The sequence below is a fragment of the Salipiger sp. IMCC34102 genome (genome assembly GCF_004145405.1).
GTDB lineage: Bacteria > Pseudomonadota > Alphaproteobacteria > Rhodobacterales > Rhodobacteraceae > Loktanella.
This window is the reverse complement of sequence record NZ_SELQ01000002.1, coordinates 362183-374523: the sequence shown is the minus strand read 5'-3', so window position 1 is coordinate 374523 and position 12341 is coordinate 362183. Positions and strand designations below refer to the sequence as shown.

General features: G+C 66.9%; 9 protein-coding genes. All 9 read left to right on the top strand.

From position 1 onward, the window contains the following. Positions 1–74 precede the first annotated feature (74 nt). The 9 genes from EU805_RS06110 to EU805_RS06070 all read left to right on the top strand — a co-directional run bounded on the left by EU805_RS06110 (position 75) and on the right by EU805_RS06070 (position 12337). Complete coding sequence (locus tag EU805_RS06110) at positions 75–1799, top strand: BCCT family transporter (protein WP_129763063.1); 1725 nt, start codon at positions 75–77, stop codon at positions 1797–1799. Between the two features lie 138 nt (positions 1800–1937). Continuing rightward, a complete protein-coding gene (locus EU805_RS06105) occupies positions 1938–3599 on the top strand; it encodes a BCCT family transporter (protein WP_129763062.1) in 1662 nt (553 codons plus the stop codon). A gap of 98 nt (positions 3600–3697) precedes the next feature. After that, positions 3698–5122, top strand: a complete 1425-nt coding sequence (locus EU805_RS06100; protein ID WP_129763061.1) for a deoxyribodipyrimidine photo-lyase — start codon at positions 3698–3700, stop codon at positions 5120–5122. 117 nt (positions 5123–5239) lie between these two features. Beyond that, positions 5240–6445 carry a cyclopropane-fatty-acyl-phospholipid synthase family protein gene (locus EU805_RS06095; RefSeq protein WP_129763060.1) on the top strand — a complete coding sequence of 402 codons (1206 nt, stop codon included), beginning with the start codon at positions 5240–5242 and terminating at the stop codon, positions 6443–6445. A gap of 31 nt (positions 6446–6476) precedes the next feature. Next, on the top strand, positions 6477–6917 hold the full coding sequence (locus EU805_RS06090) for a TrgA family protein (RefSeq protein WP_129763059.1): 441 nt from the start codon (positions 6477–6479) through the stop codon (positions 6915–6917). A gap of 1 nt (position 6918) precedes the next feature. Further along, positions 6919–8061, top strand: a complete 1143-nt coding sequence (locus EU805_RS06085) for an NUDIX domain-containing protein (RefSeq protein WP_129763058.1) — start codon at positions 6919–6921, stop codon at positions 8059–8061. 30 nt (positions 8062–8091) lie between these two features. Further along, positions 8092–9120 (top strand): cysteine synthase A, encoded by a 1029-nt coding sequence (locus EU805_RS06080; RefSeq protein ID WP_129763057.1) that lies wholly within the window; start codon positions 8092–8094, stop codon positions 9118–9120. Continuing rightward, positions 9117–11618: a DUF3772 domain-containing protein gene (locus EU805_RS06075; RefSeq protein WP_129763056.1), complete on the top strand. Its 2502-nt coding sequence runs from the start codon at positions 9117–9119 to the stop codon at positions 11616–11618. The genes EU805_RS06080 and EU805_RS06075 overlap by 4 nt, the downstream gene beginning before the upstream one ends. Beyond that, entirely contained in the window at positions 11615–12337 is a 723-nt protein-coding gene (locus EU805_RS06070) for an alanyl-tRNA editing protein (protein WP_129763055.1), read from the top strand. The genes EU805_RS06075 and EU805_RS06070 overlap by 4 nt, the downstream gene beginning before the upstream one ends. Positions 12338–12341: the final 4 nt, after the last annotated feature.

Below are 12341 nucleotides of genomic sequence, written 5' to 3'. Positions count from 1 at the left end.
AGGAGAAGGCGCGGGCCGCGTATAAAAAACCCGTCAGAGCAGGGCACGGGGCCCTGCATGACGGAGAACACGAGATGGCGCTCAAACCGATATTGACCGATCTGCCGATCAAGGTGGCGAAGCGGGGGTTCTACTCCGGCTTCAACCTCGACGTGACGTTGTCGTCCAAGATCGTCATCGGGTTGCTGGTGATCTGGGCGGTGGCCTTTCCGAACAACGCGGGCCGCATCCTGGGCGAGTTCAACAGCTTCATCCTGACGAACTTCGCCACTTGGTACGTGGCCGTGATGGCCTTCTTCGTGATCGTCTGCCTCGGGCTGGCCTGCTGGCCCATCGCGGGCAAGCTGAAGCTGGGCCTGCCGGATGACGTGCCCGAGTTCGACAACTTCTCGTGGTTTTCGATGATGTTCGGGGCCGGGATCGGGGTCGGCATGCTGACCTGGGCCGTGGCCGAGCCGATCTATCACTTCAACAACAACCCCGACGTGATCCTGGGGGGCGCCACGGCGGCGGGCGCCGACAACGCGATGAACGCCTTCAAGTGGTCCTACCTGCATTGGGGGTTCACCGCCTGGTCGGCCTACGCCATCGCGGGGCTGGGACTTGCGTTCTTCGCCTACCGGCGTAGCCTGCCGCTGACGATCCGCTCTTCGCTGACGCCGCTCTTCGGCGCGCGGCTGTCGGGCAAGCTGGGGCACGTGATCGACGCGGTGGCGGTGATCGCCACGGTCCTGGGCGTGGCGCAGACGCTGGGCTTCGGCGTGAACCAGTTCATCGACGGGTTGAGCCGGATCGGCGTCGGCGACTGGCTGATGCGCACCGACGCGGAGGGTGCGGTGAGCCCCTCTGTGCTGGGGATCCTGGTGGCGATCACGGTGATCATGGGCGCCTCGACCCTGTCGGCGCTGTCTGGCGTGGGCAAGGGCATCAAGTGGCTGTCCAACCTCAACATGGTGCTGTCGATCTTCCTGCTGGGCTTTTTGATGATCTTCGGCGCGACCTTCTTCGGCGCACAGGCGTTCTTCGTGGGCATCTGGGAATATATCGTGGCGCTTCCCGCCATGATGGTCAGCGTCTACGGCGGCGAGAGCGAGACGGACGTGGCGCTAGCCAGCTGGCAGGGCGGCTGGACGGTCTTCTACTGGGCCTGGTGGGTGGCCTTCGCGCCCTTCGTGGGCCTGTTCCTGGCCCGGATTTCCAAGGGGCGGACGATCCGCGAGTTCGTGCTCGGCGCGATCCTGGTGCCCGCACTGATGTGCTTCGTCTGGTTCGCCTGGGCGGGCGGCACCGCCATCGACCTCGAACTGTCGGGCCAGGCGGGCGGCGCCATCTTCGAGGCGACGGACGGCGGCAAGATCTTCGCCATGACCGATATCCTCATCGGCAGCGAGATCCTGCAGTACGCCATGGCCGTCATCATCGTGGTACTGCTGATGACCTACCTCGTGACCTCGGCGGACTCGGCGGTGCTGATCGTCAACACGATCAACGCCGCGGGCGACGAGGGCCCCAAAGCGCGGCCCCACATCATCTTCTGGGGCGTGGCGCTTGGCGCGGTGGTGGCGGCCCTGCTGATCATCGGCGGGATCGGCGCGATCCAGACCGCCATGGTGATCGGGGCGCTGCCGTTCTCGGTGGTGATGGTGCTGATGGCCGTGTCGCTGATCAAGGCGATCTGGCTGGACAGCCGTCGGCTGAAGGCGGGGATGCCCACGACGGCGGAGCCCAACGTCGCGGAGCTGCACCACCAAAAGGGTGCCGCCCAGGGCCGGCCGGGGCAACCCAGCCCGGCCGAATAGCCGCCTGAACACCGGCAGGCAAGGGCCTCGCGCCAAGACGCGGGGCCTTTTTTTATTGCCCCCGAGGTGAACGGCGGGTTTGCGCCGACGGGTAAACGCGTGTTAGGTTAACACACATGTAAAATTTGGAGTCCGTTTATGACTGACACAACTGGGCAGGGTATACCCGAGCCCGATGGTGCCGTTAACACCATCGAGACCGAATACGACATTGGACAGGACAACATCGAAGGTTCCTTCGGCAGGATCGGATACGACATCCACAACCCCGTCTTCGGCGTGTCGGCGGGTGCGGTCATCGCCTTCGTGTTCTACACGCTGGCGCTTCCCGAACAGGCCAGTGGCGCGTTCAGCTGGCTGTTCAGCGCGGTCACGCAGGGCTTCGACTGGTTCTTTCTGACGGCGGCGAACATCTTCGTGCTGTTCTGCCTGTTCCTCATCGTCTCTCCGCTGGGCCGTGTGCGGCTGGGCGGGGCGGACGCGACGGCCGACTACACCTACCTTGGTTGGTTCGCGATGCTCTTTGCGGCCGGCATGGGCATCGGCCTGATGTTCTACGGCGTCTCGGAACCGTTGACGCACTTCTCCACCGCGATGGGCGGCACCGCCCCGGCGCCGCTGGAAGGGGCCGACACCTCCGTCGCGCGGACCGACTGGTCGCCGCTCAACGGGGCCGCCGACAACCAGCAGGAAGCGATCCGGCTGGGTATGGCCGCGACGATCTTCCACTGGGGTCTGCACCCCTGGGGCATCTACGCCGTCGTGGGTCTCGCACTGGCGCTCTTCAGCTACAACAAGGGCCTGCCGCTGACCATCCGCTCCGCCTTCTACCCGCTGCTGGGCGAACGTGTCTGGGGCTGGCCCGGTCACGTGATCGACATCATCGCGGTCTTTGCCACGCTTTTCGGTCTGGCGACCTCGCTGGGCTTCGGGGCCACACAGGCGACCGCCGGTCTCAACGAGCTCTTCGGGATCCCGACGGGCAACACGACCGAGGTCATCCTGATCACGCTGATCACCGCCGTCGCCCTGGTGTCGGTGCTGCGCGGCCTGGACGGGGGCGTGAAGGTCCTGTCCGAGCTCAACATGGGGCTCGCGGCCCTCTTGCTGATCTTCACCTTGCTGGTGGGGCCGACCGTGGCGCTTCTGGTGCTGTTTGGTGAATCGCTGCTGGCCTACGTCACCTTCCTGCCCGCCCTGTCGAACCCCGTCGGACGGCTCGACACGAACTTCGTGCAGGGCTGGACGTCCTTCTACTGGGCGTGGTGGATCAGCTGGTCGCCTTTCGTCGGCATGTTCATCGCGCGCGTCAGCCGCGGCCGGACGGTGCGTGAATTCGTCACCTGCGTCCTGCTGATCCCGAGCCTCGTCTGCGTGCTGTGGATGTCCGTCTTCGGCGGCACGGCGATCCTGCAGGTGGTCAACGACGGCTACACCGCGGCCCAGGATGCCGAACTGCCCGTGCAGCTTTTCGCGATGCTGGACGCGCTGCCGCTGGCGCAGATCACCAGCTTCATCGGGATCGTCCTGGTCATCGTCTTCTTCGTGACCTCGTCGGACTCGGGTTCTCTGGTCATCGACACGATCACGGCCGGCGGCAAGATCGACGCTCCCGCACCGCAGCGCGTGTTCTGGTGCCTGTTCGAGGGCGCGGTGGCGATCGTGCTGCTGCTCTCCGCGGGCGGACTTGGATCGTTGCAGTCGATGGTCATCTCGACCGGGCTGCCGTTCACGGTGGTGCTGCTCTTCATGTGCTGGGCCATCTTCCAAGGGCTGCGGTCCGAGCCGAAACCGGCCTGATCGCCGTCACAGCGAACATTCTGAAACGCCCCGCCTCGTGCGGGGCGTTTTGCGTATGGGCAGGGTTGATCCGGCGGGACCGGCGCTAGATGTGGGCGATGTCCGATACCTCTCCGATCCTTCTGTGGTTTCGCCGCGATTTGCGGCTCTCCGATCATCCCGCCCTGGCGAAGGCCTGCGACAGCGGCCGGCCCGTCATCCCCGTCTTCATCCACGACGGCATCGTGGCCGATACCGGTGCCGCCGCGCGGATGCGCTGGGGCATGTCGATCGCCGCCCATGCCGACGCCCTGCAGGACAAGAACAACCGCCTGATCCTGCGTCGCGGCCCCGCGCTGGAAGTGCTGCGCGAACTGGCCGAGGAGACCGGGGCAGGCGCCGTCTGGTGGTCGCGCCTTTACGATCCCGACTGCGTGGAGCGCGACACCCGCGTGAAGGAGGGGCTGACCGACGACGGCCTCGACGCGCGCAGCTTCGACGGTCACCTTCTGTTCGAACCCTGGACGGTGGAGACCAAGAGCGGCGGTTTCTACAAGGTCTTCACCCCGATGTGGCGCGCCGTGCGCGAGCGCGAGCTGCCGGGCACGACCGCGGCACCGTCGAAGATTGCCGGTCCCGGCACGTGGCCGGACAGCGACGACCTCGACGAGTGGAAGATGGGGGACGCCATGGACCGCGGCGCGCCGATCGTCCGGCCCTGGTGCACGGTCGGCGAAGAGGCCGCGCAACAGCGTCTTGCCACCTTCATCCAGCACCGCCTGTCCGACTACGAGACGAACCGAGACCTTCCGGCCAAGAAGGACGGCACCTCCGGTCTGTCCGAGAACCTGACATGCGGAGAGATCTCGCCACTTGCGTGCTGGCACGCGGGCCAGCGGCAGGTCGGCGAAGGGTCCAAGGACGCGGAGACGTTCCTGCAGGAGCTGGTCTGGCGCGAGTTCGCCTATCACCTCATCTATCACACGCCCCGGATCGCCACCGACAACTGGCGCGAGAAGTGGGACGATTTCGACTGGAACACCGACGAGCGCAAGGCCGAGGTCAAGGCGTGGAAGCAGGGCCGGACCGGGATCAAGTTCGTCGATGCCGCCATGCGCGAGCTTTACGTGACCGGCACGATGCACAACCGCGGCCGGATGATCGTGGCGAGCTACCTGACCAAGCACCTGCGATGCGACTGGCGGATCGGTCAGCGCTGGTTCCAGGATTGCCTGATCGACTGGGACCCGGCCAGCAACGCGATGGGCTGGCAGTGGTCGGCCGGGTCGGGGCCGGATGCCACGCCGTATTTCCGCGTCTTCAACCCGGTCACGCAACTGGATCGGTTCGACAAGGACCGTGCCTATGTCGATACCTGGATCGCCGAAGGGCAGGACGACCCGCCTAAGACGGCGCTGTCCTACTTCGAGGCGATCCCGAAGCACTGGTCGATGTCCGCCGACGATCCCTATCCCGATCCGATCGTGGACGCCGACGAAGGGCGCAAGGCCGCGCTGGCCGCCTACGACGACTTCAAGGAATAGCCGCCGCCCGACCGGATGCGTGCAACTTGTCGCGGTGACAGCCCGTGTCTGCGGGTTACAAAGTTAATCCAGTGCTATAGTGGCATCTGAACCGACCATCCAGAGGACCCCACGCGCATGATCCTGACGACCACCGAGGGCCAGACCGGTCTTCCGCGCTACTTCGCCTCTGTCTTCAACATCCTCAAACTCAAGCGCGGACGCCTGGATGTGATCCTGCCCGACGGGCGGCATTTCCGCGCGGAAGGTGAGGGGCCGGGCCATGTGGCTGAGGTCACCGTGCACAACGGCGACGTGTTCGCGCGCACCGTGCGCGAAGGGGACCTGGGGCTCTGCGACGCCTACCTCGACGGCTGGTGGTCGACGCCGGACCTGCAGGCCTTCATGGACCTCGTGCACGACGACGCCGAGGAGATGTACGATGGCTTCCCCGGGCAGGCGCTCGTGCGGATGTACGAGAAATTGCGGTTCTGGTTGCAGCGCAACTCCAAGAAGCAGGCGCGGCGCAACATCGAGTTCCACTACGACCTGGGCAACGATTTCTACGCGACCTGGCTGGACGAGAGCATGACCTACTCCAGCGCGATCTTCGAGACCGGGCAGGAAAGTCTGGAAGCCGCGCAACGCAGGAAATACGCCTCCATGGTGGACGAGATGGGCGCAAAGCCCGGTGACCACGTGCTGGAGATCGGCTGCGGCTGGGGCGGCTTCGCGGAATACGCCGCCGCCGAACGTGACCTGAAGGTCACCTGCCTGACGATCAGCACCGAGCAGTTCAACTATGCCGTCGACCGAATGGAGAAAGCGGGCCTGTCGGATCGCGTGACCATCAAGCTTCAGGACTACCGCGACGAACGCGGCACCTACGACGGCATCGCCAGCATCGAGATGTTCGAGGCGGTGGGCGAACAATACTGGCCCGTCTACTTCGAGACCGTGCGAAACCGCCTGAAGCCGGGCGCGCGCGCCACGTTGCAGATCATCACCGTGGCCGACCGCCGGTGGACCGTCTACAAGCGCGGCCCGGATTTCATCCAGAAATACATCTTCCCCGGCGGCATGCTGCCCAGCCCCGGTGCCCTGCGCCGGGTGGTGGATGCGGCGGGGCTGGTGGTCGTCAAGTCCAAAGAGTTCGGCCAGAGCTACGACCAGACCCTGCGCCGCTGGCACGAAGCCTTCAACGCATCCTGGGCAGAGGTCGCGAAGATGGGGTTCGACGAGCGCTTTCGGCGGATGTGGAATTTCTACCTCACCTCTTGTGCCTCGACCTTCGCGAGCGGAAACTGCGACGTGACCCAGATCACCATCGCCCGACCGGCCTGAGCGTCGTCGGGCGCGACCCGGAGGGCCCCGCATGCCGACCGCCTCTAAACTGACCGGAGCGATCCTGTTCGGCGCGATGGGGCTTGCGCTTGCGGTGCTGTTCGTGCCGGCCCTCCAGGGGGCCGACGCGGCCCGGCCCTGGCACGCGATCTGCGGTGTGATCGGGCTTTGGGCGGGATGGTCGGTGATTGGGGCCCGCACCGGGCAGGGCTACGGTCAGGCGGTGGGCATCGGGTTGACCGCGGCTGCGGCACTCGCCGTCGTGACACTTTTCGTGATGAGCTTCTGGACGATGATCTCGCGGGCGATGCGCGGGGCCTACGACGATCCGGTCGAAGCGGTCGTGCGGATATTCGAGTTCATCGCCGAGTACGCGGTCCAACTGGCCAGCGTCGAGATCGCCGCCGTTCTGGTCATAGGCGGCGTGATCGCCGGGCTGACCTGCGAGTTCATCGGCCGACGGTATCGCTGAGATGGATCTCTTTCTCTACGGCACCTTGCGGGACGCGGACCTGCGCGAAGCCGTCGCCGGTGCGGGGGCGGCGACGGAGCCGGTCCCCGCGACGGTGGAGGGGTATCGCCTTCGGCCCCTGATGGGATCGGTGGTGCCGCTGATCGAACCCGGCGAAGGGGCGCGGTGCGAGGGACTTCTCTGGCCCGACCTGTCCGATGTTCAGGCCGAACGGATCGCGCTCTACGAAGGGGCTTTCGGCTACACACTGGTCGAGGTTCAGGTCACCGTGGGCGGCCTGTCGCGCTCTGCGCGGATGTGGCTGCCGCCCGAGGAGGCCGAAGCGGGGGAGGGCGATTGGTCGCTTTCCCATTGGCAGGCGGAATACGGTCCGGCCGCGGTCTGGGCGGCGGAGGAGCTTTTCGCAACGACGCCGCGTCCCGCAGCGGAAGATCTGCGCGCCCAGTTCCCGATGATGCAACGCCGGGCCTGGAACCGGCTGCAGGCCACCCGCCGCGCGGCACCGGCGGATTTGCGTCACGCGGCAGCACCCGGCGATGCGGTCAGCCTGAACCGCGCACAGCCTGCGGGCAACTTCTTCCGCCTGCAGGCGTTCGAGGTCACGCACCGCGGTTTCGACGGCACGACACAGGGGCCGCATCCGCGCGAAGTGCTGGTGGGCACCGATGCGGTCCTCGTTTTGCCCTACGACCCCGCCCGCGACCGCGTCGTGCTGGTCGAACAGGTCCGCATGGGCGCGCTGGAACACGGCGCCCCCAACCCTTGGACGCTGGAGCCGGTCGCGGGCATGATCGACGCCTTCGAGGCCCCCGAGACGGCGGCCTTGCGCGAAACCAGCGAGGAAGCCGGACTGGATGTGACGCTGGTGCGCGCGATGGCGGGCTATGCCTCCCCGGGGAACGCCACGGATTACTTTCACTGCTTCGCGGGCCTCTGCGACCTGCCCGAGAGCGACTCGCGCTGGCGCGGCGGGCTGGCGGAGGAACACGAGGATCTGCGGCTGCACGCGATCCCCCTCGACCGGGCGCTGGCGCTCGTCGACAGCGGAGAGATCACGGCCTTGCCCTGCATCGGCCTTCTGAACTGGTGCGCACGCAACCGCGACCGGTTGCGACTTGAGTTCGCCGCGCGCGAGGTTAGGTAGGACGGGCAATTCACGCGAAAGGCCGCCCTCATGCATATCAAGTCCGATCTTGCCGACGCCGTGGGCAACACCCCGCTCATCAAGCTTCGCGGTCCTTCCGAGGCGACCGGCTGCACGATCCTTGGCAAGGCGGAGTTCCTGAACCCAGGCCAGTCGGTCAAGGACCGCGCAGCGCTCTACATCATCCGCGACGCGGTCGCGAAGGGGCAGCTGAAGCCCGGCGGTACGATCGTGGAGGGCACGGCCGGCAACACCGGGATCGGTTTGGCCCTCGTCGGTGCCTCGATGGGCTTCAGGACGGTCATCGTCATCCCCGAAACCCAGTCCGAGGAAAAGAAGGACATGCTGCGGCTGGCCGGCGCGGAACTCGTGCAGGTTCCCGCGGTGCCTTACAAGAACCCCAACAACTACGTCAAATACTCGGGCCGCCTGGCCGAGAAGCTGGCTCAGGACACGCCCGAAGGCGTCATCTGGGCCAACCAGTTCGACAACGTGGCGAACCGGCAGGCCCACGTCGAGACGACCGGACCCGAGATCTGGGAGCAGACGGAAGGTAAGGTAGATGGATTCACCTGTGCCGTGGGCTCCGGCGGGACGCTGGCGGGGGTGGCCGAGGTGCTTCAGCCCAAGGGCGTGAAGGTCGCGCTGTCCGACCCCGAAGGCGCCGGGCTTTTCAAGATCTATACCGGCGAGGAAAATCCCGGCGACAGCATCACCGAAGGCATCGGTCAGGGACGGATCACGGCGAACCTCGAAGGGTTCACGCCCGATTACTGCTACCGGATCAGCGACGCCGAGGCGCTGGAGGTCACCTTCGATCTGCTCAAGACCGAGGGGCTGTGCCTTGGCGGGTCTTCCGGCGTCAACGTCGCGGGCGCGATGCGTCTGGCCCGCGAACTGGGGCCGGGTCATACCATCGTGACGATCCTGTGCGACTACGGCACGCGCTACCAGTCCAAGGTCTGGAACCCCGACTTCCTGAAATCGAAGGGGCTGCCTTACCCGGATTGGCTCGACCAGTCCCCGCAATCGATCCCCGGCGTGTTCGAGGACGCATGACACGCATCCTTGCGGTTCTGCTGTGCTTGCTCTTCGGGTTCCAGGCAAGCGCACAGGTCGGCCTCGACGCCCTCACCGGCGGGTCCGAATCTGCCGCCGAGGAAGAGGCGGCGTCGGCCGACGCCGTCGACCCCGATCCCGGCGCACTCAATGATGCCGAAGCCGCGCTGGCCGACCGCACCGGTCCACTGTCCGACTGGCGCGACCTGGCGGCCATGGCAGAGGAAACCCTGGCCACCGAGGCGTCGGTTCCGACCCTGCAGGCCCTGCGCACGCGGCTTTTCGATTGGCGCGCGCGGTTCATGGCCTATTCCAACCTGAACACCGGACGGATCAGCACGCTGCGGGCCCAGATCGCCGCCCTGACGCCCGCCACCGAAGGCGCCGAGGTTCCACCCGCCATCGCGGCACGTATGGAAGAGGTCCGCGCCCAGCTCGACGCGCTGCAGGCGCCCGCGATGCTCGCCTCGGAGGCCTACGCCCGCGCCAACGGGTTGATCGCCGAGATCGACCGCACCCTGCGCGCCGCCGACACCCGGCGGTTGACCGTGCGTGCGTCGTCGCCGCTCAACCCCGACAACTGGGCCGCGGCGACGGAGGCGGTTTCCACGTCGATGCGACAGGTCGGCGATCGGCTCTACGCGCAGGTCACCGACGCGGAGGTGACGGGCAATCTGTGGCAGACGGTGCCGCTGGGTCTTCTGGCGCTCGCGGCGGCGCTGCTGTTGCTGGTGCGCTCTCCTCGCTGGCTGTCGCTGGCGCAGACGAAGGTCGAAGCGAGCCAGGCGCGGGGCAGGGCCCTGTGGGCGACCTTGCTCTCGGCCCTTCAGCTTCTGCTGCCCCTGCTGGGCATGTCGGCGCTTTTCATAGCCCTGCGCCAGTTCGGCGTGCTGCCGCGCACCGGTCAGGCCCTGTTGGCGGCGCTCTACAACGCGGGCGTGATCGTGATCGTCGCGCGCTGGCTGAACCTGAACCTCTTTCCGAAAGATGCCACCCGCGGCCCGCTGGGCTACGATGCGGAGAATCGGCACAAGTTCCGCCACGCCGGGATCGGGCTTGGCGTGATGGTGGCGATCGTCCTGGTGGTGAACGCGATGCTGCGTGACGTCGGGGCCGCGACCATCGCGATCTCCGTCGTGAGCTTGCCGGTGCTGATCGTAACCTGCCTGCCGCTCTGGCGCATGGGCTGGCTGCTGCGCCACGCCCCCGTGGGCGGCGAGGCGCAGGAGGGGCCGGGGCGCAAGCGGATCATCGTGGGACAGCTTTGCACGCTGGTGGCGGTCGCGGCCCCGATCCTGGCGGCCTTGGGCTTCGCGGACGCCACGCGGGCGCTCTTCTCTCCCACGGTGATGACGCTGGCCATCCTTGGTGGCTTCGTGGTCATGCAGCGGCTCGTGACGCGGCTCTTCGCACCGGCCGATCCGGCGGAGGAGACGTCCTCGCTGGTGCCGATCCTGGTCGGTGTCATGCTGTTCATCGCCCTCATTCCTGTCACGGCCCTGGTCTGGGGCGCCTCGACCGCCGATTTGATCGAGGTCTGGACCCGGTTCCGCGCGGGCTTCCGGATCGGAGAGGCGACGATCTCGCCCACCGATTTCCTGACCTTCGCCGCCGTCTTCGCCATCGGCTACATCGCGACGCGCGTTCTGCAGCGCTCGCTTCGCACGACGGTGCTGCCGCGGACGCGGCTCGACCTCGGGGGGCAGAACGCCGTCGTGTCCGGCCTGGGCTACATCGGGATCACCCTGGCGGCCTTGCTTGCGATCACGCTGGCGGGGATCAACCTCAGCAGCCTCGCGATCGTCGCGGGTGCCCTGTCGGTCGGGATCGGTTTCGGCCTGCAGACCATCGTGTCGAACTTCGTGTCCGGGATCATCCTGCTGATCGAGCGCCCCATCGGGGAAGGCGACATGATCGAGGTGAACGGGCAGGTGGGCTACGTGCGAGACATCTCGGTCCGGGCGACGCGGATCGAGACCTTCGATCGCACGGACGTCATCATCCCCAATGCCGACCTCGTCAGCGGACAGGTGACGAACTGGACCCGGGGCAACCTCGTCGGCCGTCTGATCCTGCCGGTCAGCGTGGCCTACGGGTCGGACGTGGCGGCGGTGAAGGAAATCCTTCTCGAGGTGGCCGACGACAACCCGATGGTGATCGCCGATCCCGCTCCACAAGCGCTGTTCATGGCCTTCGGGGCATCCTCTCTCGATTTCGAGCTGCGGGTGATCCTGCGGGACGTGAACTGGAAGGTGATCGTCATCGACGAGATGAACAGCCTGATCGAGCGGCGTCTGGATGCCGCCGGGATCGAGGTGCCCTTCCCGCAGACGGACATCTGGATCCGGTCGCGCGACGCGGCGGGGACCGCGTCGGACGAGGGCGCGCCGGTCCGGCAACGCCCGGACGAGCCGCAATCGATGCTGACGGCGGAGGACCTCGAAGACGGCACGCCGGAAGGCGAGGGCGATGCCGACGCAGGTGCAACCGCATCATGAGCGTGCCGCTCTATCTCGAGGATGCCTACCGCGTCGAGGCGGGAGGGGTGGTCACCGCCCTGACCGAGGAAGGCGGGATCGTGCTCGACCGGACCCTCTTCTACCCCAGGGCGGGGGGGCAGCCGGGCGACAGCGGGCGGCTGGACTGGGCCGGCGGCAGCCTGGCGATCGGAACGACGGTGAAGGGGCAGGGTGACGACATCGTGCTCGTCCCGGCAGAGCCGTCCCGTCTGCCCGCGCCGGGAACGCCGGTCACGCAGCGCATCGACCGGGCGCGCCGCAGGGCACACATGCGGATGCACACAGCGCTTCACCTGTTGTCCGTGGTGATCCCCAGGCCCGTCACCGGCGGCCAGATCGGCGCGGACAAGAGCCGTCTCGACTTCGACATGGACGCCCCGCCGAAGGACCGCGAGGCTGTGCAGGCCGCACTCGATGATCTCGTCGCGCGCGACCTGCCGGTGACCGCGGAGTGGATCACCGAGACCGCACTCGCCGCGGCCCCGCAATTGGTGAAGACCCTGCGGGTGAAGCCCCCGCGCGGCGCCGGACGGATCCGCCTGGTGCGGATCGGCGAAGGGGAGGCGATGGTCGATCTGCAACCCTGTGGCGGCACCCATGTTGCGCGCACCGGCGAGATTGGCGCGCTGCGGCTTGGCAAGATCGAGAAGAAGGGCCGCGAGAACCGGCGCGTCTACCTGCACCTGGGAAACGGCTGACGGC